Annotated in this window: 19 protein-coding genes; 12 read left to right on the forward strand and 7 right to left on the reverse strand. The window is 56.9% G+C overall.

Annotated elements, in window-relative coordinates; all coding sequences use genetic code 11:
* Nucleotides 1-9: 9 nt before the first annotated feature.
* The 3 genes from tsaE to orn form a co-directional block, all read right to left on the reverse strand.
* Complete coding sequence (gene tsaE / locus QCD60_RS06595) at nucleotides 10-507, reverse strand: tRNA (adenosine(37)-N6)-threonylcarbamoyltransferase complex ATPase subunit type 1 TsaE (protein ID WP_279783523.1); 498 nt, start codon at nucleotides 505-507, stop codon at nucleotides 10-12.
* A gap of 183 nt (nucleotides 508-690) precedes the next feature.
* Complete coding sequence (locus tag QCD60_RS06600) at nucleotides 691-2,241, reverse strand: NAD(P)H-hydrate dehydratase (protein ID WP_279783525.1); 1,551 nt, start codon at nucleotides 2,239-2,241, stop codon at nucleotides 691-693.
* Nucleotides 2,242-2,246: 5 nt separating this feature from the next.
* Nucleotides 2,247-2,819, reverse strand: coding sequence for an oligoribonuclease (orn, locus tag QCD60_RS06605; protein ID WP_279783527.1), 573 nt, complete (start codon nucleotides 2,817-2,819; stop codon nucleotides 2,247-2,249).
* 207 nt (nucleotides 2,820-3,026) lie between these two features.
* On the opposite strand from orn, the gene rsgA reads away from it, so the two are divergent.
* From rsgA to QCD60_RS06630, 5 genes are all read left to right on the forward strand, one after another.
* Nucleotides 3,027-4,073 carry a small ribosomal subunit biogenesis GTPase RsgA gene (gene rsgA, locus QCD60_RS06610; RefSeq protein WP_279783529.1) on the forward strand — a complete coding sequence of 349 codons (1,047 nt, stop codon included), beginning with the start codon at nucleotides 3,027-3,029 and terminating at the stop codon, nucleotides 4,071-4,073.
* Nucleotides 4,073-5,653 (forward strand): HDOD domain-containing protein, encoded by a 1,581-nt coding sequence (locus QCD60_RS06615; RefSeq protein ID WP_279783531.1) that lies wholly within the window; start codon nucleotides 4,073-4,075, stop codon nucleotides 5,651-5,653. The genes rsgA and QCD60_RS06615 overlap by 1 nt, the downstream gene beginning before the upstream one ends.
* Before the next feature lie 2 nt (nucleotides 5,654-5,655).
* Nucleotides 5,656-6,480, forward strand: a complete 825-nt coding sequence (locus tag QCD60_RS06620) for a sulfurtransferase (protein ID WP_279783532.1) — start codon at nucleotides 5,656-5,658, stop codon at nucleotides 6,478-6,480.
* 1 nt (nucleotide 6,481) lies between these two features.
* The gene (gene asd, locus QCD60_RS06625) at nucleotides 6,482-7,354 is read left to right on the forward strand and encodes an archaetidylserine decarboxylase (protein WP_279783534.1); all 873 of its coding nucleotides are present in this window, start codon (nucleotides 6,482-6,484) and stop codon (nucleotides 7,352-7,354) included.
* A gap of 227 nt (nucleotides 7,355-7,581) precedes the next feature.
* Entirely contained in the window at nucleotides 7,582-9,600 is a 2,019-nt protein-coding gene (locus tag QCD60_RS06630; protein WP_279783536.1) for an EAL domain-containing protein, read from the forward strand.
* Between the two features lie 110 nt (nucleotides 9,601-9,710).
* Here the strand turns inward: QCD60_RS06630 and serB are convergent, their stop codons facing one another.
* Nucleotides 9,711-10,637 carry a phosphoserine phosphatase SerB gene (gene serB / locus QCD60_RS06635; RefSeq protein ID WP_279783538.1) on the reverse strand — a complete coding sequence of 309 codons (927 nt, stop codon included), beginning with the start codon at nucleotides 10,635-10,637 and terminating at the stop codon, nucleotides 9,711-9,713.
* A 258-nt stretch (nucleotides 10,638-10,895) separates the two neighbouring features.
* Here serB and QCD60_RS06640 point away from each other — a divergent pair, with 258 nt between their 5' ends.
* Nucleotides 10,896-12,572 (forward strand): hypothetical protein, encoded by a 1,677-nt coding sequence (locus QCD60_RS06640; RefSeq protein ID WP_279783540.1) that lies wholly within the window; start codon nucleotides 10,896-10,898, stop codon nucleotides 12,570-12,572.
* 104 nt (nucleotides 12,573-12,676) lie between these two features.
* Here QCD60_RS06640 and hldE read toward each other — a convergent pair whose 3' ends face one another.
* From hldE to QCD60_RS06655, 3 genes are all read right to left on the reverse strand, one after another.
* Nucleotides 12,677-14,104 (reverse strand): bifunctional D-glycero-beta-D-manno-heptose-7-phosphate kinase/D-glycero-beta-D-manno-heptose 1-phosphate adenylyltransferase HldE, encoded by a 1,428-nt coding sequence (hldE, locus tag QCD60_RS06645; protein WP_279783543.1) that lies wholly within the window; start codon nucleotides 14,102-14,104, stop codon nucleotides 12,677-12,679.
* Nucleotides 14,101-15,921 carry a lipid A export permease/ATP-binding protein MsbA gene (gene msbA, locus QCD60_RS06650; protein WP_279783545.1) on the reverse strand — a complete coding sequence of 607 codons (1,821 nt, stop codon included), beginning with the start codon at nucleotides 15,919-15,921 and terminating at the stop codon, nucleotides 14,101-14,103. The genes hldE and msbA overlap by 4 nt, the downstream gene beginning before the upstream one ends.
* 168 nt (nucleotides 15,922-16,089) lie before the next feature.
* Nucleotides 16,090-17,484 carry a UDP-glucose/GDP-mannose dehydrogenase family protein gene (locus tag QCD60_RS06655; RefSeq protein WP_347950221.1) on the reverse strand — a complete coding sequence of 465 codons (1,395 nt, stop codon included), beginning with the start codon at nucleotides 17,482-17,484 and terminating at the stop codon, nucleotides 16,090-16,092.
* 112 nt (nucleotides 17,485-17,596) lie between these two features.
* On the opposite strand from QCD60_RS06655, the gene QCD60_RS06660 reads away from it, so the two are divergent.
* The 6 genes from QCD60_RS06660 to QCD60_RS06685 are packed head-to-tail and all read left to right on the forward strand — an operon-like array spanning nucleotide 17,597 to nucleotide 23,803.
* Nucleotides 17,597-18,529 carry a lipid A biosynthesis acyltransferase gene (locus QCD60_RS06660; RefSeq protein ID WP_279783547.1) on the forward strand — a complete coding sequence of 311 codons (933 nt, stop codon included), beginning with the start codon at nucleotides 17,597-17,599 and terminating at the stop codon, nucleotides 18,527-18,529.
* Between the two features lie 16 nt (nucleotides 18,530-18,545).
* Nucleotides 18,546-19,691: a putative lipopolysaccharide heptosyltransferase III gene (gene rfaQ, locus QCD60_RS06665; protein WP_279783549.1), complete on the forward strand. Its 1,146-nt coding sequence runs from the start codon at nucleotides 18,546-18,548 to the stop codon at nucleotides 19,689-19,691.
* Nucleotides 19,688-20,821 carry a glycosyltransferase family 4 protein gene (locus QCD60_RS06670; protein ID WP_279783551.1) on the forward strand — a complete coding sequence of 378 codons (1,134 nt, stop codon included), beginning with the start codon at nucleotides 19,688-19,690 and terminating at the stop codon, nucleotides 20,819-20,821. The genes rfaQ and QCD60_RS06670 overlap by 4 nt, the downstream gene beginning before the upstream one ends.
* Nucleotides 20,822-20,835: 14 nt before the next feature.
* Complete coding sequence (locus QCD60_RS06675; RefSeq protein WP_279783553.1) at nucleotides 20,836-21,348, forward strand: hypothetical protein; 513 nt, start codon at nucleotides 20,836-20,838, stop codon at nucleotides 21,346-21,348.
* A gap of 56 nt (nucleotides 21,349-21,404) precedes the next feature.
* Complete coding sequence (locus QCD60_RS06680) at nucleotides 21,405-22,700, forward strand: O-antigen ligase family protein (RefSeq protein WP_279783555.1); 1,296 nt, start codon at nucleotides 21,405-21,407, stop codon at nucleotides 22,698-22,700.
* Entirely contained in the window at nucleotides 22,697-23,803 is a 1,107-nt protein-coding gene (locus QCD60_RS06685) for a glycosyltransferase family 9 protein (protein WP_279783557.1), read from the forward strand. Before QCD60_RS06680 ends, QCD60_RS06685 begins: the two co-directional genes overlap by 4 nt.
* The last annotated feature ends 25 nt before the right edge of the window (nucleotides 23,804-23,828 follow it).

The following is a 23,828-nucleotide window of genomic DNA, read 5'->3' on the forward strand; positions in this document are numbered from 1 at the left end:
GTTGTCACTCTAGGGATGTAGCGCACTCAACGCATTTAACATCTGCACACCCCGTTCAGAGGTGGCGGATACTTCCAGTTCCCGACCATCCTGCCATCGGCTCAGGCAGATTTCCAGATCAGGACGGGGCAGAATACCCGCGCCTTTCTCCGGCCACTCAACCAGGCACAGCGACTGAGCATCGAAATAATCCCTTATCCCCATGAACTCCAGCTCTTCCGGATCAGCCAGACGGTAAAGGTCAAAGTGATAGGCCTGCACCTCTGCAAGCTCATAAGGTTCTACCAGCGTATAGGTAGGGCTCTTCACGGCGCCCTGATGTCCAAGGGCATGCAACACGCCGCGGCTCAGGGTGGTCTTGCCCATGCCGAGATTGCCGTGCAGATAAACCACAGCGCCCTGTTTAAGCTCCGCTGCCAGCTGCGCGGCCCACATCAACATGGCCGCCTCATCAGCAACCCGCACAATCAGGGGTTGCACCTGAGGAGGAAAAGACACTGAACTCATAACATCTTCCAACATTTCAGAAAAACAGACTCAGCCCGAGAACATGTTCACGACCTCAGCCGCTCTGGCCGGTCACTCAAAACAAAAAGCGCTGAAGAAGCGAAGCTTAGCAACCCCAAACGAGCATTCCGAAGGACTTTTCGACACCGAGCGACCAATACCAGACAGATAACGAGCACATTCTCAGAGTGGATTAACCAGCTGCTGGATATAAGGAAGCAGATCGGTTGCCAGCAAGCCACGTTCGCCACGCTCCAGAGCCGCCAGATCACCAGCTCGCCCATGAATACTCGCTCCAACCGCGGCAGCCGCAGATGGCGTCAGCCCTTGTGCCAACAGACTGCCAATCATCCCAGCCAGAATGTCACCCATACCGGCCACACTCATGCCAGGATTACCTTCGCTGACCAGCTGGCTTATCGCACCTGGGGAAGCAATCAGGGTGCCTTTCCCCTTGAGCACGACTGTCGCACCGTAGGTTTGCTGCAAGTCTGCCAGCGCCTGCAGGCGCTCACGTTGTATCACCGTCGTGTTACGGTCCAACAGCATAGCCGCCTCACCGGGATGGGGAGTCATCACCCAGGGGCCAGAGGGGCGCCAGTGCTTATGCTTGAGCAGGTGCAAAGCATCGGCATCAATGACCAGCGGTTTGGCCGACGCCAAAGCCTGCTGCAACAACTGCTCGGCCCAGGCATCACGACCCAGCCCAGGGCCGATTACCAGCACATCAGCGCGAGCTATCCAGGCCTGAGCTTCCAAACCATTACGCACGCCCTGCACCATCAATTCCGGCTGGGAAGCAATAAAAGCAGGCACATGCTCATGGCGGGTAACAACACTCACCAGACCAGCGCCACTGCGCAAGGCACTGCGACCGGCCAGCAGCGCGGCCCCCGCCATACCCAGATTCCCGCCAAGAATCAGCACATGACCGTGCATGCCCTTGTGACCGTCACGAGGTCGGGGTGGCAACACCTGCTTGCACTGCGACGGTGTCACACGTTGCAACAGCGGTACGTGGTGGGCATATACGTGCTCCGGCGTCCCCAGACCATGACAATGCACCTGCCCTGCATAGGCCGCGCCCTGTCCGGTCAGAAGGCCTGCTTTCATACCGATAAAGGTAACGGTGTGACTGGCAAGCACAGCGCGCCCGAGCACGTTGCCACTGTCACACTCCAGCCCTGAGGGAATATCCAGCGCCAGAACAGGCTTGCCTGTGGCATTGATCCAGTCGATCAGTGCCGCATATCGCCCCTGCACCTCTCCCGCAAGTCCGGTCCCCAGCAAGGCATCAACGACCAGCTCACCATGACAGTCTGGCAATTCGCCCCCGTCGTGAATCATCAACAACCCGGACAGCTGCTGGTGCTGCAGCCATTGCCAGGCCTCTGCGGCCTCGCCCTGTAACATTTCAAGGTATTGCGTCAGCGCCAGAGGAAGCAGCAGCTGCACCTGCCAGTGCTGTTTGAGTGCCAGACCAGCCAGCACCAGCCCATCACCACCGTTATTCCCCTTGCCAGCAACAACCGTCAGCCTGCGCACATCCGGCCACTCACTGCGCAGCTGCACAAAAGCCGCCTCGGCAGCGCGGCACATCAGCTCGAATCCGGTAATTCCCAGAGCCAGGGCAGCCTCTTGATCAAGCTGGCGAAGGGTTTTCGCAGCGTAGATTGCTTCCGGCAACCGTTCCATCACGGCAATGCTTTCACTGGTTGTGATACTGATCGTCATGGCCCTTAGTTCTGATCGCTGGATGCCTGCTCTGCAGCAGGAATCAGAAAATGCTCACGGTAAAAGCGTAATTCAGCGATGGACTCCTGAATATCGGTCAGCGCCTGGTGCGAACCCAGTTTGCGGAATCCTTTGAGCATCTCGGGCTGCCAGCGCTTGGCCAGCTCTTTCAGCGTACTGACATCAATCATGCGGTAATGCAGATACTGATCCACCTCTGGCAGATATCGGGCAATAAAGCGGCGATCCTGCCAGATGGAGTTGCCACACAGAGGGGAGCTTCCTGCCATCACATGGGACTGCAAAAACTCAAGCAGAGCAGCCTGCAGGCCAGCCTCATCCAGCGTACTGTTGCGCACCCGCTCGGTCAGACCTGACTCGCCATGGGTGCGGGTACACCACTCATCCATCCCATTGAGCACATCATCGCTCTGATGCACGACCCACACCGGGCCTTCAGCAACTACGTTGAGGTCATAATCGGTGATCAGTACTGCCAACTCCAGAATACGGTCCTGTTCAGGGTTCAGACCGGTCATTTCCAGATCCATCCATACCCAACGATTGTCCGCCGCCATACTGCTCTCCCACCTCTAAACATACTCACAATTGCGCCCTATTCTAACCAGCCTGAGCGCAGGAGGCACCTGTGGTAACACATAGGGCCCCTCCCCACAGCGGCAAACGTGGCACCTTGTCAGGATGTCAGGCAAAATGCTGGGTTACTTCTCAACACGCGGCAGCGGCATCCCCCCTCGCGAGCAGCTTTGTCACCTCAGGATCAGATGAGCAAACGGAACCTAACCAGACGCCAGTCTTGGCGCATCAAGAAAATCCAGGATGAGCGGGTACAGCGCGCTCATCAGCATGAGGAGCGTTTCAGCGCTCAGCTCAATGCCGGAGAACTAGGCCCGGAAATCCGAGGTCGGGTGATTGCTCATTATGGTCGCCAGGTGGACGTGGAGGCGGTCGATGGGGAATTGCAGGGGCAACAGATGCGCTGCTACCTGCGCGCCAACCTTGAGCCACTGGTGACTGGTGACGATGTCATCTGGCGACCTGGCCCTGATGAGGGCGTGGTGGTGGCCAATATGCCACGCAGCAGCGTGCTAAAACGCCCCACCCCGCATGGTGAACTGAAGGCGGTGGCGGCCAATATCGATCTGATCATCATTACCATTGCCCCTGAGCCCACGCCCTACGCCAATCTGATCGACCGTTATCTGGTGGCGGCAGAACTCAGTGACATTCGCCCCATTCTGCTGCTCAACAAGACCGACCTGATCAACGATAGCAACCGCGACGCACTGGAGTCCCTGTTGCAACGCTATGAGCAAATCGGCTATCAGGTCATGCGTGCCAGCACCAAAGCGGACCATGGTCTGGACTTGCTGATTGACAGCCTCAAAGGTCATATCAGCGTCTTTGTTGGCCAGTCAGGCGTCGGCAAATCATCCCTGATCAACAAGTTGCTGCCTGGGGTGGATCTGCGCGTCGGTGCCCTTTCCGAAGGCACCCGCAAAGGTACTCACACCACCACCACAGCCCGCCTGTTCCACTTTCCCAGTGGTGGCGACCTGATCGACTCTCCGGGAATTCGCGAATTTGCTCTCTGGCACCTGAGTCCTGATGAGCTGCTGGAAGGCTTTGCAGAGTTTCGCCCCTTCCTCGGCCATTGTCGTTTCCGTGACTGCCGCCATGATCGTGAGCCAGGCTGTGCGCTGCGCAAAGCACTGGAAGAAGGGGCGATCAGCCCGCCGCGGATGCTGAGCTATCAACAAATTCTCAATTCATTGGATGAAGAGGCGCAACTGCGTCTGGAGACCGAGTAATGAGTGACTCTCCCTATGGTGCAGAGCAATGGGTGGAATTTCTGGCCGACAAGCCACTACCCATCATGGCCCATAGCCGACAGTTTCTGTTACATCAGCTGCGCCGCCCTGACGTCGCATTGATGGAGCTGGCCCCCGCCCTGCAGGCAGACCCTGTGTTAAGCCTGCATCTGCTGCGACACGCCAATCAGCTCAACAACAATCAGGAAACGGACATCCGCACCCTTGACCACGCACTCAGCAGTCTTGGCCTGCAGCGTATCCGTGAAGTACTGGACAACGCCCCGGTACTGCAGATGAACAACCAGAGCGTGGCCCATCGCCAGTATCTGTATGCCGTTGCCAACTCACTGCATGCTGCCTTTCAGGCTCGCGACTGGGCCAAACAACTGCGCCCGACACAGATTGCCCAGCTTTACGCGGCAGGCATGTTATACGGCTTTATTCACTGGAGTCTGTGGCGCTTCGCACCTGATGCCATCAGCCAGGTCCACGGCCTGATTCATGAACAGCAACTGGATCCCATTCTGGCAGAAAGCAATGTACTGGGTTGCCCGGCGCAGGCAATCGCCCACGGACTGGCATTACGCTGGCAGTTACCGGAAGTGCTGGTCAATGCCCTCGATATGGAAAATGCATCGGACAAGCGCCTGCTCAGCAGCCTGCATCGTCGCGCAAGAGGCGATGAGCTGAACCCCGATCAGGAGCGTATGCTCAACCATCTGGTGCACGCCCCGTGGATGCTGGCCAAGATGGCCAACTGGGTTGCCCATACCGCCCATTTTGGCTGGTACGGTCAGGGTATGGACCGTTTGATGCCGATCATTGGTGATGTGCTGCGCCTGACCAGAGAAGAAGCCAGCGCCCGCTGCCACCGTACAGCCGTTATCGCAGCAGCAGCCTACGCCACGCCGGGCATCATTGCACCTGCCAGCCGTCTGATCATGGCACCGGATGACCAGCCTATTGCCTACCGTATGCCGCACCAGCAGGGCAACAGAACCGTGACGGCGCGCCCTCAGGCCCAGCAGCGCATGCTACCGGGCAAACTGTTTGACGAGCGCCACTATCAGGACAGGCTGTTCCAGCTCAACAATGCCGATAAGCAGCTCAGTTCGCTGGGGGCCATCATGCAGGGCCTGCTCGAAGGCATGCATGATGGTATCGGTTTGCAGCGTTGCGCCATCCTGATGACCAGTCAGGACAGCAAGGAGATTGCAGGTCGTCTTGCTGCCGGCGATAGCGGTGTTGAAGCCTTCAAGCACTTTCGCCAGTCCCTGCACACCGCCAGCATTTTCCAGCGTCTGTGCAGCCAGCCGGGCAGCCTGTGGGTGAATGACAAAAATCGCGACAAGGTACAGAGCCTGCTTCCTGAGGCTTTTCAGTCGCTATGTCATCCCCAAGAATTCTTTATGATGTCGATTTTTCTGGGCAAACGCCCGATTGCTGTTGTCTATGCCGATGCAGGTCTGCACGGTGACGTCAGACCCATGCATTACAACGCCTTTCGTCAACTGGTGCAGGCCGCCAATCGGGGGGTGACCCTCTATTATCGCGCCCGCCAACAGATGAGATCCTGATCATGTCCTGTCCTGTCCTGATTGAGGCGGAGGCACTGCATCGTCAGTTGCACGCTCCGCAATTACTGATCCTTGATCTTTCCAGTGCCGAAAACTACCAGCGCGGCCACATTCCTGGAGCGATTCACTTCCCTGCTACCTTGCTGCTGCGAGGAGAAGGCCCTGTACCGAACTACGTCGCCAGTGAAGCCCAGCTCAGCGAGCGGCTTTCTGCAGTAGGCATGACTCCCGATACCTGGGTGGTAGCTTATGACGATCAAATGGGCCCCTGGGCTGGCCGCCTGCTGTGGACCCTGCATCTGCTGGGTCATCGGCAGGTGTCCGTTCTCAACGGCCAGCTACCGGCCTGGGTGACTGCAGGTTTCGATCTGGAGCAGGACAGCCATCACCGCGAAGCAACGCTTTACACCGCCACCTATGTGGAGCCCGTGCGCACGACACTGCAAGACCTGCTGAATCACCAGCATCTGACGGTCTGGGATGCCCGCACCCACGAAGAGTTCACCGGTGAGAAAGTGGTCAACGCCAGCAAGGGCGGACATATCCCCGGCGCCATCTGGCTGGAATGGACCGACCTGCTGCAGGATCAGCAACTGCCACGGCTGAAACCTGCGGAAGAACTGCACAGTCTGTTAGCCGATCGCGGGCTGACGCCAGACAAGACCATTGTTACCCATTGCCAAACCCACCGCCGTTCCGGCCTCACTTATCTGGCCGCCAAGGCACTGGGCTACCCCCACGTGCACTGCTATGACGGCTCCTGGTTCGAGTGGGGCAACCATCCGGACACCCCGGTGATCAACGAACTATCCAGCAGCGGAGAATAGTGTGAAGTCTGCTTTGTTTATCTGCTTTCAACATCTGATTCCCCAGCACGCATTGAGCCGCCTCGTTGGCTGGCTGGCCAGCAACCGCACCGTCTGGGTAAAAAATGCCCTGATCCGCCGCTTTGCTCAGCACTACCGGGTGGATATGAGCGAAGCGGCCGACCCGGTGCTCAGCAACTACCCACACTTCAACGCCTTCTTCACCCGTGCACTGCTCGACAATGCCCGCCCCTTGCCGGAGCAGCAGGATCTGGTGGTTTGTCCCGCCGACGGCAACATCAGCGAGATGGGCAAACTTGAGCAGGGACGCATCCTGCAGGCCAAGGGCCGCTCTTACAGCGTCACAGCACTGCTGGGGGGTGATGCCCAGCGTGCGGCCGCGTTCGACAATGGCCATTTCGCCACGGTCTACCTCTCGCCTCGTGATTATCACCGGGTACACATGCCCTACGGTGGGACGCTGAGGGAAATGATCTATGTTCCTGGCGACCTTTTCTCTGTCAATCAGACGACCGCCGAGAACGTCGACAACCTGTTCGCCCGCAACGAGCGTCTGGTCTGCATTTTTGATACTGATATTGGCCCCATGGCTGTCGTTCTGGTTGGCGCCATGATCGTCGCCGGGATAGAGACAGTATGGTCAGGGCAAGTGGCTCCGCAGCCAAAGACACCGCAGCTGACCCGCTACCAAAGCCTGCCTGAGCCTGTCGTATTGAAGCGTGGCGATGAGCTGGGTCGTTTCTGGCTGGGCTCTACCGCCATCGTGCTGTTCGGTGCAGACAAGGTTGACTGGCTGCAGGGATGGCAGGCTGGACGCGCCACACGGATGGGCGAAGCCATGGGCCAGCTGCATACTGTTCAGTCTGCAGACTGAGCCCCCGTACTCGGTACAGCACAGCCTGGTAACAGGCTGTGCTGACAGCACCTTCTCTTCTCATCGACTGCCTTTACTGCCAAAACAGTGCCAATAAAACAGCGCATTCCCGACCTGACTCAGCCACAATGAGCTGAAGGCATTTCATACTGCAACCACGCTGTTACAACGCGTTAACCGTGCTAGTATTCCCCAACGAATAAACTGTTCAGACAAGCAGGACGTCCATGAGTCTTCATCGTGACTGTTTACACATCGTGATCCGGCGTCCGCTGGATGATGCTTTCATGACCGTGTTGGCTAATATTCGTCAGCGGGCAGAGCACATGGGGCTGTTCATCCGGGAAGAAGGCTTTGTGCTGGAACCCGCCTGCGGCGAGTTCGACATCGTTCTGCTGGTCAGTGAACATATTGATGAAGAGGCTTCAGACTGGCTGCGCCATCAGCGCCGCCACCTACAGGACCAGCCTCTGGTCGTGCTCAGCACCGGCCGAGCGCCTGACGTACTGGCCGATTGCTGCCTGCGTCTGGAAGACTGCCTGCCACCACGGGATGAATTCTGCCTGGCCCTGCTGGATGATCTGCTGCACAGCTGGCGCCAGCAGATGCGCCTGCGCCGCCACCTCAACAGTGAAGTATCCCAACTGCATTCCCTGCTGGATATCCAGACAGACCCGGTCGCACTGGTGCGCTATCCGCACCATACCTATGCCAACCTGGCCTATCGCCGTCTGTGGCAGATTCAGGATGAACTGCATCTGGAAGACATGGACATGGCTGAGGTGTTCTCCCCTATCGCTCTGACTGCGCTGCACCAGCGGTTGCCTACCTGGCGCCCCGGCGAGACGTTAAACCTGCAATTGAGTGAAGAACAGCAGCTGGGCAATCTGCAGTTTCAGCTGCAATGCCTCGCTCCCTCACCAGAAAACGTCTTTCTGGTGCGCATGATCAGCGGCGCCAATGACGACAATCTGGATGAACAGGCCGATGACATTCTTAATCGCGCCTCCTACGATCGCCGCTCCCTGCTCGATCAGATCCACTACATTCAGTATCGCGGTGAACATCAGGGCAATGATGTGCAATGGGCCTTGATGGCCATCCGTCTGGAAAACTGGTTACTGCTGGATGAGCTGGGCGAGCCAACTGCCGAAACAGAAGAGCAGATACACCTGCTGGAACGGGAAATTCCTGATGCCAGTACCCTGCATTTTGGCTGTATGGACCAGCATCACCTTTGTGTCCTGGCGCCGTTTGACAAGCAGTCCGCGTTACTCGGTAGCGGTCAGCTATTACTGGAGCAGATCGGCAGCCTGTTACCCCTTACCGGCGCCTCCATGAGCAATCGTTTCTGCGCTGGCCTGGTACAGATTCATGGCACCCTGCCAGATGCTGAAACGCTGCTGCATCAGGCCACCCATGCTTGCGCTCAGGCCCAGCGTCAGGGTCAGTCATTAGTCGTATACACATCCCAGCGCAGCGCCCCCGGCGGGCAGCGAGCAGCCAGCCAGGTACGTCAGCAGCTGCGCAAGGCCATGGACCACAACCACTTCACCCTGTTCTATCAGCCGATCCTCAACCTGTTCAGCCCAGGTGATGCCAGTTATGAAGTGCTGCTGCGCATGAGCGATGATCAGGGCCAGTGGATCACCCCCGTCGACCTCCTGAGTCAGGCAGAGCAGACCGGACAGGCACTGCTGATCGACCAGTGGGTCACGGAACGTCTATGTCTGCAACTGAAGAAGCAGCAATTGCCGCTAAGGGTTTTTATCAATATCAGTGCGCAGGCTATTCACGACCCCGCCTTCTTCGTCTGGCTTGAGGCCACCATGAAGGAAGTCCCCCCACAGCACGAGCTGGTGATGCAAATCAGTGAAGTGGATGTATGGGCTGCAGGTCGTCAGGCCGCCCTGTTCTGCGAACAACTGCATCAGCTCGGCCTGAAGCTCTGTCTTAAACATCTGGGGATGACCACCCATGCAGAACAGCTGTCAGAACAATTTGACTGCGATTACTACAAGCTGCATGGTCCGTTGATTCGCACGGTCAACCAGCCTGACACCCAGGCCAGAATTGCCCGCCTGATCGCTCCCTTGGTCCCGCACGGCAAGGCCATCATCGGCCCGATGGTGGAAAATGCCTCCTGCCTGAGTCTGCTATGGCAGGCGGGTATCAAATACATTCAGGGGCATTACCTGCAACCCCCCCATCAACATATGGACTACGTCTTTACCTCGGACGACTGATAGTCAGTATCGTCAAAGCAAAAGGGCATACCTGTGGCATGCCCTTTTCTTTTACTGCTGACGCTCAGAGACGGCGTCCGCAACACCCTGTAGCGCTGCAGCGACCTTACTCAGCGCGGACCGATCAACTGCAGAATAGCATCCAACCCGCAAGCACTGACGGCATAGTTTGCACTACTGCGTACCAGTGGCTTGGCACGGAATGCCACACCCAAACCTGCCTTGGCCAGCATTTTCAGATCATTGGCACCATCACCTACCGCAATGACCCGACGTAACGGCAGTTGCAGCTCGGCTGCCAGTTGCTCCAGCGTGTCCGCCTTGACCTGAGCATCCACGATGGGCTCAAGGACCTTGCCGGTCACCTTGCCGTCCACGACATTCAGCTCATTGGCACAGATATGATCAATGCCTAAGCGGCGCTGTAACATACGGGCAAAATAGGTAAAACCACCGGAGAGGATGGCCGTCCTGATCCCCCGCTGCTGAAGACCGGCAAACAACAACTCAGCACCATCCATCAGCTGCAACCGGGCAGCAATGATCTCCAGCACAGACTCGTCGAGACCATTCAGTAATGCCATGCGACGGGTAAAGCTCTCGCGAAAATCAATCAGACCCTGCATGGCCTCTTCGGTAATGGCCGCGACCTGCTCACCGATACCCGCCTCCTTGGCCAGCTCATCAATCACTTCCGCCTTGATCAGCGTAGAATCCATGTCGAAGCACGCCAGGCCATACTCCTCACTGAAGGTATCAGCATCCTGCAGCACGATGTCGACGCGCAGGGCATCACTCAATGCCAGACAGGCGGACTTGAAGCCCTCACGGTCAGCCAACTGTCCCTGCAAGGACAGCACGGCATGCTGCTCACTGTCAGGTAACACGCTGCTTTGCAATGACAGACCAAAGTGTTTGGCCAGCTCGACTGCATCTTCGATGGCCGCAGCACCAAGAGAAGGCGCCATCAGCGTCAACATCCAGCAGTCAGATGCCAGCACAGGATTGTCAGACGAATGAGCTTGATTGGGTTGCATAGGATGTAAGCCACACAGGTTGGATAGAAAAGGCGGTCATCATACCCCGATCGGGTGCATTTCTCAGCCCGTAGCCTTGCATACTCATGACAATCCTGGCGGAACCTGTATAAAGCAGCTGCATTCCGATGATGGCCCGCTATAATCAGCGTCTTGTGTCATTTTGGAGCTTGGGCACGCATCGCTATGCTGGAAAGAACGCCACCCCGGTCACGTACCCCCTTGGGTTTGCATATTAAATTGGTTTGGGTATGGGTTTTGACGTTAGTGGCTGGCCTTGTCCTGACCGCTCTGTTGCTATCCCGCCAACTTGATGCCATTGCTGACCAACAGAATCAGACCCTGCGCAATGTACTGCTGCAACAAACGCAGCTGTCCGCCGTTCCCCTGCTGATTGCCGACGACCGCATTGGCCTCAGTGTTCTGGTCAGCGATATGCAGCAGCATCCGCTGGTGGATGCCGCTGCGCTCTACCGCGGAGACGAGCTGGTTGCCCGTGCTGGCAGCCTCAGCCAGGGCTTCGACCAGACTCAGCATATTCAGGTCAATCAGCAGGAAGTCGGTATTCTGCGCGTGCGCTGGAAGGCACCTGACTGGCCACTGAGTCTGGCCAACCTGATCAATCACTATGGTTATGAGTACGCGCTGATTCTGGCAGTGCTGCTGCTCCCCATGCTCGTTCTGGCCTTCAATCTGCAAAGTCCGTTACGCGCCTTACGCAAGGCGTGCCTGGCAGTACAGATGCGCGAAACGTTCGATCCGCTGGATGAGCGCCGGCAGGATGAGTGGGGGTATGTCAATTACAGCTTTAACCGTCTTCATGCCGAGTACCTCAATGAAGTGCCGGACTATGGTGAACAGGAAGAAGAGCGGGATATTCCTCAGCACGAACTGGATCTGCAGCCCGGCGAGTTCAGTCTTGATAATCGTGATGCTCTGGCAGACTTCACTCTGGATATGGACGCGCCAGAGCCCGCTGAAGAGCCGCCCTTCGCTCCACTGACGGCGACTTCAGGCAACGAGCACGCCTCTGAGCGCAGTAAAGCAGACAGTTTTGACAGCATCATGGCCCAGACGCTGGCCAGCAACCCGAGTGTACGCAGTAATCCGCCACCGCTGCAGCAGGCAAGCTTTGGCGAGCCTCTGTTTGCCGAACCCCTGTTCCCTGCCACTGCGACGACTACCCAGCATCCCTCAGCACAGCGCGCGAGTGATGTATTTGAGCCGTTAAACCAAGCCGTAAGCACTGCGCGTACGCCCTCTCAGGCGACATCAGCAATCACTGCTACCCCTGCATCCGCACCACCTCCGTTTGAACCACTGGCCGAACACCGCGGCTTACCCACGGAAATTGCTCAGTCTCTGGCCAGTCAGATTGATGAAACGGTGTTCGTGTTGCTTCTGAGCCAGCGCCAGAGCGCAGGTTACGCTTCTTCTCCGGAGCGTGAAGAAGTACTGGCAACCTACCATGACTTCATCAATCAGGCCTGTAATCTCTACAGTGGCGCGGTAGAAGCCATGGAGGATGACCACATCATTGTCGTTTTCGATCAACCGCAGAAGGATGACGCCCACGGCATTAATGCGCTCTGCGCTGCGCTGATGTTCAATGGCTTGTACAAGAGCTACAACCAGCGCCGGATCAAGTCACTGAAGCCCATTATCAATCTGCAGCTGGCATTGCATACCGGTGCCTACAGCCAGCTGCCACAGCTGTGCCATCAGGTAGGTCAGCTAATTGGCCAGACCAACAGCAACCAGCTGGTGATTTCCCGTGAGGTTTATGACTGCGGAGCCATTCGCGACAAGCTGCTGGATGACCGCTACATTCGCCCGACTAATGGCGACTGCTATCTGGTTGAACGCCTGCAGGAAAAACCACAGCGCCTGCTGGAGCGCCAGGTGGTTCACTTCTCACAGAAAAGCCTGGCATGATGGCAGGAGAGTGAACGCCTGAAACAACAACAGCGGCCTTGGCCGCTGTTGTTGTTTCAGACTTATACGTTCACGCTCATCGTTAAAGCCACGGTACCAAAGGCCTAACGATCCTGTTTGATTTTATTGACGATGGCGGTGGTGGAGCAGTTCTCCACATGAGATAACACCTTGACCACTCCGCCGTAGGCTTTGACAAACTCTCCACCGACAACCTGATCTTCGCTGTAATCCCCCCCCTTCACCAGAATCTCGGGGCGCACCTTCTCCAGCAATGCCTCTGGTGTGTCTTCACTGAAACTCACCACCCAGTCCACCGCCACCAGCCCGGCAAGCACTGCCATCCGCCGATCTACACTGTTCACCGGGCGACCCGGTCCTTTCAGGCGGCGCACCGAATCATCGTCATTGATCGCCACGACCAGTCGGTCACCCAGGGCTCGGGCATCTTCCAGATAGGTCACATGGCCGGCATGGAGAATATCGAAGCAACCGTTGGTAAAAACCACCTTCTCACCATGAGCCCGGGCATCCTCCAGCGCAATCAACAGCTGTTCGGCGCTTACCACTCCGCGACCGCCCCCCTGCTGACGCTGAATGGCACGCCGCAATTCGGGAGCGCTGACGGAAGCGGTACCCAGCTTACCGACGACAATACCCGCAGCAGTGTTGGCCAGAGCCACCGCTTGTGGCAAATCAGTTCCCGCTGCCAGAGCCGTGGCCAGTACCGAAATGACGGTATCCCCGGCACCGGTGACGTCATAAACTTCTCGGGCCTGAGCGGGGAAATGCAATTCAGCACAGCCACGACGCAGCAGCGTCATGCCTTTCTCACTGCGTGTAATCAACAGGGCCTGCAAATCCAGCTCTTCCAGCAGCGCCAGTCCCTTGTCGACCAGCTCCTGCTCCGTCTGTACTACTCCTACAACCCCTTCAAACTCACTCATATTGGGAGTGATCAGCGTCGCGCCCCGATACTTGGCAAAATCCTTCCCTTTGGGATCAGCAACAATGGGCAGACTCAGCTGCCGAGCGGCAGCAATCAACTCGGGCACATGCTGTAATGCGCCTTTGTCATAATCCGAAATCAACAGCACACCCGCCCCTGCCAGGGCAGATTTAGTCTGCTCCAGCAAAGCAGCCGAATCCTGTTCACGGAAGCGCTGCTCAAAGTCCAGCCGAATCAACTGCTGCTGGTGAGCAATGACCCGCAGCTTGGTAATGGTAGGATGCCCTTCAACAGCATGGAAATGACTGTCTACACCGGCAGCCTGAAGCCGTTCCCGTAGCGCCTGTTCGGCCTCATCACCGCCTGTCAGCCCCATCAGTACCGTTTTACCACCCAGTGCCGCAATATTCAGTGCCACGTTCGCCGCCCCACCAGGACGGTCTTCCTGATGTTTCACCCCCACCACAGGGACGGGTGCTTCAGGGGAAATACGTGAAGCGCCACCGTGCCAGTAACGGTCAAGCATCACATCACCTACAACAAGCACGCGTGCCTGCAGGAAATCCGGCAGTGATAACTTCATGACAACTCCTTGGGAACAGCATCGGCAGATGCATCCGCCGCCTGCTCATGTGTTTCATTGAACTGCATCTGATGCAGCTTGGCATAAGCGCCGTTACGCGCCAGCAGCTCGGCGTGACTGCCCTGTTCGACAATCTGCCCCTGCTCCATCACCAGGATTCGGTCAGCCTTTTCTATGGTAGACAGGCGATGGGCGATCACCAGTGTAGTACGCCCCTTCATCACGGCTTCCATGGCAGCCTGAATATGACGTTCGGACTCGGTATCCAGGGCGGAGGTGGCCTCGTCGAGGATCAGTATCGGCGCATCCTTGAGAACGGCGCGGGCAATCGCCAGGCGCTGACGCTGGCCACCGGATAACAGCACGCCTTTCTCACCAATCAGCGTGTTCATTCCCTCCGGCATACGCTCAGCAAACTCCAGTACATGTGCGGCTTCAGCTGCCTGCTGAATTTGCTCGTCAGAACGTTCGCCCAGACCTGCGTAGGCAATGTTTTCCTTCAGGCTGCCAGCAAACAGCACCACTTGCTGGTTCACCAGTGCAATGTGCTGTCGCAGATTGTCGAGCTGGTAGTCATTGATATCGACACCGTCGATCAGAATCTGCCCCGGCGCCACATCGTAGAAACGCGGAATCAGGCTGGCCAGCGTACTCTTACCTGACCCTGAGCGCCCCACCAGCGCCACCGTCTCGCCCGGTTTGATATCAACACTGATTCCCTTCAGTACCTGACCACCGGTGTTGTACTGAAACTCCAGATCGCGAATCTGTACATGTCCTCGTACCCGCTCTGCCTGATAGCTTCCCTTGTCTATCTCGATGGGTTCATCAACCACGCTGAAGATACTTTCCGCTGCGGCAATCCCCTTCTGCAGAGTATTGTTGATCTCCGCCAACGCCCGCAGTGGCTGCACGATCAGACCGGCAGCGGTAAGGAAAGAGATAAAGTCACCGGAGGTCATGGATTTATTCCATGCAGGATTCAGTGCCATGAACACCAGCATGGCCATTGCCAGTGCCACGAAGAACTGGATCACCGGGGTGGAAATCGCTTCTGTGGCGACCAGCTTCATACCCTGCTGCTGATTGCGACGGCTGGCCTTCTCAAATCGACGACGCTCGTATTCCATGCCGCCGAAAATACGCACCACCTGATAGCCCTGCAGGGCTTCAGAAGCCGTGTGTGTGACATCTCCCATAGAGTTCTGAATGTTGCGACTGAGGCGGCGAAAACGCTTGGATGCCGTGCGCACCCCCCATGCAATCAACGGCGACACGGTGAAAAATACCAGCGCCAGACGCCAGTTCAGGAACACCAGATAGCCCATCAGGCCAACGACGGTCAGCCCTTCCCGCACCACTGTTTTCAGCGCACCGGTAGCTGCACCGGTCACCTGATCAACGTTGTAAGTCACCTTGGCCAGCAGATGACCCGTAGTATGGGCATGAAAGTACTGGCTGGGCAGGCGCATCAACGTATCAAAGATATCGCAGCGCAAACTGTGCACTACTGAGCGCGAAACATAGGCGATACCATAACTGCCGACAAAACTACCCAGCCCACGTACAACGAAGACACCCATGATGGTGCCAGCAAACAGCCAGTGAGCGTTGGGAGTCGGTGAGGCCAGCTCATCTACCAGATGCTTCATCAGCTTGGCAAAGGCTGCTTGGGAACCAGCAACCACAGCAAAGCCCAGCATACTCAGTAAAAACGCTGGCCAGTAGGGTTTGACATAGGCTAACAGGCGGCGATAGGTAACCCAGCCCTTGGGAGAGTCTGCTGTTACCGTCGCTCCATTGGTTGAATTACTCATACCGTCCTTTTCTGTGTGAGATGGCGTTGGTCGTCTTGTCGACCGAAACGCAAATCAGAGCATCTCCGCACGGAGACGACACCGACCAATGTGCGGAAGCCGGGCAAGCCCGGCTGTCCATCAAGGTATCCACCCTTTGGAAGGATAGACGACTGCAGTGCGGTGTGATCAGCGGCCCACACCGTAATAGGTAATGCCCTGCTCGCGCACCAAGGTGGGCTCATATTGATTGCGACCATCGAAAATCAACGGTGTGGTGAGACGGGCAGCAATTTCGGCGAACTCAGGCTGGCGATATTGCTTCCACTCGGTCACTAGTACCAGTGCCTCTGCCTGTGCCAGCGTATCGTACTGATCATCAATAAAGCTCAAACGCCCGTCCTCAAACCAGACTGGAGGAAATTCTCGCCGCGCTGTGTCCTGGGCAACCGGATCGTGTGCCCGAACTCGAGCACCGGCATCAATCAGTGCATTGATCAGTTTGATCGACGGTGCTTCCCGCATGTCGTCTGTACCGGGTTTGAAGGCCAGCCCCCACACGGCAAAGGTTTTTCCCACCAGTAACTGACCGCCATAGTGCTCGCTGATGCGATTGAACAGATAGTCTTTCTGCTGCTGGTTACGCGCTTCTACCGCCTGCAGCAGGTGCGCTGCAAAACCCGCTTCCTGACTCATGTGCACCAGTGCCTTGACGTCCTTGGGGAAACAGGAACCACCGTAACCACAGCCGGGGTAGATAAAGTGATAGCCAATGCGACTGTCTGAACCGATGCCTTTACGTACCTTTTCTACATCCACACCCAAACGGTCGCAGAGGTTAGCGACTTCGTTCATAAAGGATATTTTCGTCGCCAGCATGGCGTTGGCCGCATACTTGGTCATTTCAGCATCCCGCACCCCCATGAACAGCACCTTGTCATGGTTACGGGAAAACGATGCATAGAGTTGCGCCATCAGCTTTTTCGCGGGCTCGGAGTCTGCGCCCACAACGATACGGTCAGGCCGCATGAAGTCTTCAACGGCAGCCCCTTCCTTGAGAAACTCAGGATTACTGACCACATCGAAGTCGATATCAACTCCACGCGCATCCAGCTCGCTCTGGACAGCTGCCCGCACCTTATCAGCAGTGCCTACAGGCACTGTCGATTTATCCACAATGACCGCATAGTCGTGCAGGTGTTGCCCAATTTCCCTGGCTACAGCCAGGACGTATTGCAGATCCGCAGAGCCATCTTCACCGGGCGGCGTACCCACAGCAATAAAGTAGATATTGGAATTGGCCATTGCCTCTGGCAGTGAAGTGGTGAAACTCAACGAACCACTGTGCACATTGCGCTGCACAACCTCTTCAAGGCCAGGCTCATAAATCGGAATAATGCCCTGCTTCAGGCGTTCAACTTTCCCCTGATCAATATCGACGCAGGTTACCTTGTTGCCCATTTCAGCAAAGCAAGCTCCTGTAACCAGGCCCACATAACCTGTACCTACGACTGTCAGACGCAAAATATGTACCTCATCCTCAATCGGGCATGACGTGCCACGGCGAATAAACACACATGACACCATGTCTGCTACCACGAATTCAGGGCACACTACATAGCATGCCGGTTCAAGGTAGCCCCATAAAAAACTGCGCACTATAATAGCGTGATTTTCTCTGGAGCAATAATACACAGTGTCAGGAGAAGCCTCTTCCTCATCCTGGCGAGATTTTCTCGCCCCCCGTTTCTGGCCAACCTGGATGGTGATTGGCCTGATGCGAATCCTCACGATACTGCCGACGGCCGTTGGACTGTTTATAGGCCGTATGTTAGGCCGTCTGATTTTCCATACTGTGGTCAAACGTCGACGAGTGACGCTGGTCAACCTTGGCATTTGCTTCCCTGAGCTCAGTGATCAGCAACGCTGGGAGCTGGCCCGCAAGACCTTTGAGGCCAATGGTATGGGGCTGGTGGAAACAGGCTACGCCTGGTGGCGCCCTCACTCCTGGTCAGCCGCCCGGGTCAAGGCAGTCGGTCTTGAGCATCTGCAGGCAGCACTGGACAGAGGCCGTGGCGTAATTCTGCTGAGTGCCCATTTCAGCGCCCTGGACCTCAGCGGCCCATTGATTCTGCCTTTTGTAAAAAACTCTGCCGTATTGTATCGGCCGCATAACAACCCCTTGATGGAGCACTTTATCTACAAGGGCAGACAGTCATTCTGCGAACCTGTTGATCGCAGTGAGTTCATGTACGCACGCAAGTGCCTCAAGCAGAACCGCTGTGTCTGGTATGCCCCTGATCAGGATTTCGGTGCCAAGGGTTCGGTGTTTGCCCCCTTTTTTGGCCACCCGGCAGCGACCCTGACCGCGACGGCCAGACTACCCGCACTGAATCGTTCGCCGATGGTGATGTTCAGTGTCTATCGTGAGCCGGACCACACCTACACACTGATGTTCGAGCCCGTCGAGCCATTCCCGACCAAGGACGACCTGGCCGACGCCACCATGATCAACAGCGTGATTGAACGCTCCATCCGCCGCCATCCCGAGCAGTACATGTGGATGCACAAGCGCTTCAAGACCCAGCCGGATGGCAAGCAAAAACTCTACAAGGCAGCACGCTGCTGAGTGATACGGGCCGACCATGACCGCAGATTCGACCTCACACAAGAGCAACGCAGCAGAAGCACCCGTGCTGGTTCATTCCGCACAGAGCCGCCACATCGACCTGAAACAGTTGAACCGCGTACTGGTGATCATGTTGCGTCACCACGGTGATGTACTGCTCACCTCCCCTGTTTTCAGTACGTTGAAAAACCATTATCCGCATCTGCAAATCGATGCGCTGGTCTATGCAGACACCTCACCGATGCTGAAGGGACACCCGGCTATCAGTCAGCTGCATCTGATCGATCGCCGCTGGAAAAAGCAGGGGGGAATAACACAGCTGAAGGGGGAGTGGCAGCTCTTACGCCAACTGCGCCAGCGTCATTTTGATCTGACGCTGCATCTCACCCCTCACTGGCGGGGCGCCTGGCTGAACCGCCTGTTACGACCACGCTATGCTCTGGTGCCCGACTTTCAGAAGGATAAACGTAACGGTGCATTATGGCGCGGAAGCTTTACCGACTTTTATCCGTATCAGGCCGGTGCAGAGCGTCACACTGTGGATAAAAATCTTGAAGCGGTACGCTATCTCGGTATTGAGCCTGGCGCGGCCGACAGCCGCCTGTTGCTCTGCCCTGGCGAAGAAGCCCAGGCCAGCGCCCTTGCCCATTTGCAGCGTCACCATGTCGATACACCGTACATTCTGGTCCATCCCACCTCTCGCTGGCTGTTCAAATGCTGGGAAGAGCAGGCACTGGCTGAAACCCTGGATCATCTCGCCAGTCAAGGGTGGCCACTGGTACTGACGGCGGCACCGGACCCACAGGAGCTGGCCATGGTGGAGCGTATCCTTGCCCGCCTGCACATCGCCCGGCCGGTCAATCTGGCAGGCCAGCTGAATCTGCAGGAACTGGCCGCGCTGATTGCTGGCGCACGAGCCTATCTCGGCGTTGACTCCGTGCCCATGCACATTGCGGCTGCCATGCAGACTCCCAGTGTGGCGTTGTTCGGTCCCAGTCAGGCTTGTGAATGGGGCCCCTGGCAAGCACCGGGCAAAGTCATCAGCTCACGTGACTTCCCGCGCCCCACGGGCGAAGTAGTGACAAACAGCAAATACCGCCACAGTCTGATCAACATACCGTCCTCCGCTGTAATCAAGGCGCTGGAGGACATCCTCGCATGACCCGTATTGCCATCATTCGCAAGGCCTATCGCCCCGATGGAGGAGCAGAGCGCATAGTCAGCCGGGCCTTACAGGCCCTGTCCAGCCAGTCAGATCTGCAGCTCACCATCATCACCCAGAAATGGACTGGCGACATCCCCATCAACGTCGAGGTGATGAGCTGTCGCAAACGCGGGCTTACCCGCCGGGGGCGGGAGGCTGCTTTCAGTACCGATGTACAGTCGTTGCTGCAACAGCAGAGCTTCGATCTGGTGCAGTCCCACGAGCGTATTCCAGGCTGTCAGATATACCGGGCGGGAGATGGGGTACATCGGCAATGGCTGAATCTGCGCGCCCAGAGCCTCAACCGCTGGCAACGCAGCTGGCAGGAGCGCGACCCCTTCCACAGGTTCATGCTGCAACAGGAACGCAGTATGTTTACGGACCCTCGCCTGCGGCAGGTCATCTGCAACTCCCGGATGGTCATGAATGAAATTTCACAACACTTTGAAATTGCACCGGAAAAGTTTCGCCTGATTTACAACGGTGTGGATCAACGCAGTTTCCACCCACAGCTGAGCAGCCACCGTCAGACCATACGCCAGCGGCTGGGCATTCCGCAGGATGCCCTGACAGCTATCAGCGTTGGTTCCGGCTTCAGCCGTAAAGGAGTCGACGTCAGCCTGCAGGCACTGACCCGGCTCACCGATATGCACCTGATCATCGTGGGCAAGGACAAGGAGCAGCCACGTTACCAGCGGCTGGCGGAGCGCCTGCATATCAGTCAGCGCGTTCATTTTTGTGGTGTACAGCAAGATGTGCGCCCCTTTTACGGCGCGGCAGATCTGCTCTGGCATCCCTGCCGCTATGACCCGTTCCCCAATGTCACCCTGGAGGCGCTGGCCTGCGGCCTGCCAGTCATTACAACGCGCTTTTGCGGGACAGCAGAGATTATTCAGCAAGGCCAGAATGGCGCCGTACTGGTACAAGCCGATGCGGCCTTGCTGGCGGAAGCCATGCACCAGCACTTCGATAACCCCGGCAACCTTGGCAACCAGCGCCAGGCCGCACGTCAGTCAGTAACCCCCTTTACTCTGGAACGGATGAGCAGCGAACTGATCGCCCTCTACCAGCAGTTACTTCAGTCTTAAGGATAAGACCAATAATGATTCATCCTGTTTTCTGGCAGCCTGTTGCTGAGCTGATCGCTTCTACTCCCGCTACCGAGGGTCCGCTGATGCTGTGCATTACCGGGAACTCTGGCTGTGGCAAATCCACCCTTGGCCGCTGGCTGCGCAAACAGGGTATGCCCGGGATTAAACCCCGACAGATTATGGTGATTGACGACGGCGTCGCACGTATCAGCTTTCTTGGGCTGCTCAAACGACGGCTGCGCTTTCGCAGCAAGGAAAAGGACTATCTTGCCCCTTTCAAACCCTACTTCGCCGGCAAGAAACTGGTCGTATTCATTAGTTGCCACCCCAGTCGGCGTATCGACAACTGTGACATCCTGCTACAGGTTAGCTGCAACGATGATCTTCGCCTGACGCAGCTGCGACAGCGGGAAAGGGATGGCGACAAACGTTATCAGGACACCGCACATTACCAGCTTAATCCACCCCACCACCGCTGGGCCTTTAACGTGCACAACGATGGGCAGCACTTTCGTTTTGTTTAACTTTTTCGTTTTGCCAGATCAGGTGGAACCAGACTTTGCTCAATCAGCGCCTTAACATGACACCGACACCCGCAATACAGGCACCGTGGTTCACTGCCGCCACCTGGTTCTTTGCGCTGTTTCTGCTGACCCTGCCACTGAAGTTCGGTACGGCACTGAACAATATCGGCCTCTATACCAGCCTGCTGCTATGGCTGATAAGCCTGTGGCGGGGTGAACTGCAGCATCCCAGGATGACACCGGCACTCTGGGCGCTGTGCGGCTACGTGCTGGTAGTCAGTGGCGCGATTGCAATCAATCAGATCGATACCGAACGCAGTCTCAACAGTCTGAAAGGCAACCTGCTGGAGCAGATTTACTGCCTGGTATTTTTTCTTTACCACCTGCGCAATCGTCATCAGCCCTGGTCGCTGCTGACCTGGCTACTTGCCGGCTTCGTGCTACTCAATCTCTGTACACTGCCCCCGGCGCTTCAGCTGTGGATAAATGGCAGTCACAATCTAACGGTGGATATGAAGGCTGCCGACATCAACCCCGGTTATGGCATCAACGCCCAGTTCTATCTGCCGCTGCTGCTGGGCTATTCCCTGTTTGCCCCGCTGGCCCGCTGGCAACGCCTGCTGTTGTGGCTACTGTGTCTGCTGAGCCTGATACTCACGGCACTTTACGATATGAGCACCGCGCTCTTTGCAGTCATGGCTTATGCACTTCTCCTCGTCACAAGGGCATTGCTACAAAGGCTACGTCTGTCTGTTCAGCAACTCGCCCTGGCGACGGTGATAACCCTGATAGCAGGCGTTGGGCTATTTGTGGCCGTTGCCAAAGACAGCACACTGGAGAAGATCGCCGGTCAGTATCAGCTGATCAGTTCGGGGCAATACTACGAACTGCTCAGTGCGCGTGGCGGCTTGTGGGCACTGGCCTGGGACTGTGCCAGGGATGCCCCTCTGTACGGCTATGGTTATGGCGAGAAGAAAGTGCAGCTGATCTGCAGTCAGGACCGCTATGTGCACCATGCCGAGCAACGGGGTAATCAGCAGGGACTGCGTTTTGTGGTGCTCAAGTACGGCCAGTTCAACTTCCACAACCAGTATCTGGAAAATATCTTTGTCGCAGGCTGGCTGGGCAGCCTGTGCTGGATAGCACTGTTTGCCCTGTCACTGCGACGAGCCTGGTCACAGCGCCATCAGCCGCTGATTGCCTGGCTGGTAGTGCCGGGTTTGATCATTTATCTGTTTGGTTGTCTGTTTAATGGCCTGTGGGAAGGCCCGCCCGTGTCCAAAGCACTGATGCTGCTGCTGGCACTGGCCATCACCACACCGGTTGAACGAGTATCCAAGGAACACCTATGAACTATCTGATTCTGGGCTGGCTATGCTGGCCACTGCTGCGGCTATTGCGGTTGGTGATGCCGGTTCAGCGTGGCAAACGCCTGATCATTCAGACCGCCAAGATGGGCGACTGGATCAACACTACTCCCCTGATCCGGGCACTGGCACCGGTGGATGTGGTAGCTGATCCGATGAACCTGCCGCTGATTCACCACGATCAGTTTATTCACCACTGTGAAAGCCTGCCTGCCCGCACGTCGCTGCGACAGAAACTGCATCTGGCCTGGCGTCTGTTCCGTCAGGGCTACGAAGATATCTATGTACTGATGCCCAGCGCACCCAACACCTTTCTGGCCCGTCTGGCCTGTGCACACCACACCCATACGCTCGACACCTATCGCACTCGCCAATACGTTCGCTGGCTGGGTGCAGGTTTTCATCGTGTCCATCATCAGCGTCAGCAGCTGGTGCTGGATGACTACCTGAAACTGGCAGCGATTCCGGCTACCGCGAGCACCCGGCAGAAACATGCCACCAGCCCGCTTTATGTCCCGGCAACCAAGCTGGTGGAGCATCATCATCGCTTTCGCGTCGGTGTCAGCCTCACCGCAGGTAATGCACTAAAGACCATGCCACACAGCCACTGGCTGAGGCTGCTGCAGCTGCTCGAGCAACAACAGGCCACAGTCTATGTGTTTGGTCTGGAGAATGAACGCAGGTGGCTGGAGCAACTGGATATTCCAGCGCGCTTTCCTGATCTGACACTGGTGGATGGTCTTGGCAAGCTAAAGCTGGAAGAGCTGCCCTGGCATATCAGCCAGATGCACCTGTATCTGTCTACTGATACGGGGAACAGCTACATGGCCGATGCCTGCAGCATCGCACTGATCAACTTTCTCGGCCCCTGTCATGGTGCTGAACAACGGCCACTCGGCGAGCTGGCACTGGTACTTGGCAGCGAAGGGCAGGAGCCCCTGTCTTTCGTCTTCCAGGCTCCCTATAAAACCAACCTGACACCGGAACAGCTCTACCCTCTCAGTCACCAACAGTGGCAGCGTATCGAGGCCTTTATTCAACGACAGGCCAGCGCTGCCAGATCAGGCGATCACTACAACGCTGTGTAAGAGCCGGCGTTCAAGCTGAGGGAGC

It is taken from the genome of Pokkaliibacter sp. MBI-7 (assembly GCF_029846635.1).
In the GTDB taxonomy this organism is placed as follows: Bacteria; Pseudomonadota; Gammaproteobacteria; order Pseudomonadales; family Balneatricaceae; genus Pokkaliibacter.

What these genes read in the sequence shown, in the direction of transcription:
- msbA (WP_279783545.1), bottom strand. Translation starts at nt 15,921, where the DNA reads ATGAGTAATTCAACCAATGGAGCGACGGTAACAGCAGACTCTCCCAAG.
- orn (WP_279783527.1), bottom strand. Translation starts at nt 2,819, where the DNA reads ATGGCGGCGGACAATCGTTGGGTATGGATGGATCTGGAAATGACCGGT.
- QCD60_RS06630 (WP_279783536.1), top strand. Translation starts at nt 7,582, where the DNA reads ATGAGTCTTCATCGTGACTGTTTACACATCGTGATCCGGCGTCCGCTG.
- QCD60_RS06670 (WP_279783551.1), top strand. Translation starts at nt 19,688, where the DNA reads ATGACCCGTATTGCCATCATTCGCAAGGCCTATCGCCCCGATGGAGGA.
- QCD60_RS06600 (WP_279783525.1), bottom strand. Translation starts at nt 2,241, where the DNA reads ATGACGATCAGTATCACAACCAGTGAAAGCATTGCCGTGATGGAACGG.
- QCD60_RS06620 (WP_279783532.1), top strand. Translation starts at nt 5,656, where the DNA reads ATGTCCTGTCCTGTCCTGATTGAGGCGGAGGCACTGCATCGTCAGTTG.
- hldE (WP_279783543.1), bottom strand. Translation starts at nt 14,104, where the DNA reads ATGAAGTTATCACTGCCGGATTTCCTGCAGGCACGCGTGCTTGTTGTA.
- QCD60_RS06675 (WP_279783553.1), top strand. Translation starts at nt 20,836, where the DNA reads ATGATTCATCCTGTTTTCTGGCAGCCTGTTGCTGAGCTGATCGCTTCT.
- tsaE (WP_279783523.1), bottom strand. Translation starts at nt 507, where the DNA reads ATGAGTTCAGTGTCTTTTCCTCCTCAGGTGCAACCCCTGATTGTGCGG.
- QCD60_RS06680 (WP_279783555.1), top strand. Translation starts at nt 21,405, where the DNA reads ATGACACCGACACCCGCAATACAGGCACCGTGGTTCACTGCCGCCACC.
- rsgA (WP_279783529.1), top strand. Translation starts at nt 3,027, where the DNA reads ATGAGCAAACGGAACCTAACCAGACGCCAGTCTTGGCGCATCAAGAAA.
- rfaQ (WP_279783549.1), top strand. Translation starts at nt 18,546, where the DNA reads ATGACCGCAGATTCGACCTCACACAAGAGCAACGCAGCAGAAGCACCC.
- serB (WP_279783538.1), bottom strand. Translation starts at nt 10,637, where the DNA reads ATGCAACCCAATCAAGCTCATTCGTCTGACAATCCTGTGCTGGCATCT.
- QCD60_RS06685 (WP_279783557.1), top strand. Translation starts at nt 22,697, where the DNA reads ATGAACTATCTGATTCTGGGCTGGCTATGCTGGCCACTGCTGCGGCTA.
- QCD60_RS06615 (WP_279783531.1), top strand. Translation starts at nt 4,073, where the DNA reads ATGAGTGACTCTCCCTATGGTGCAGAGCAATGGGTGGAATTTCTGGCC.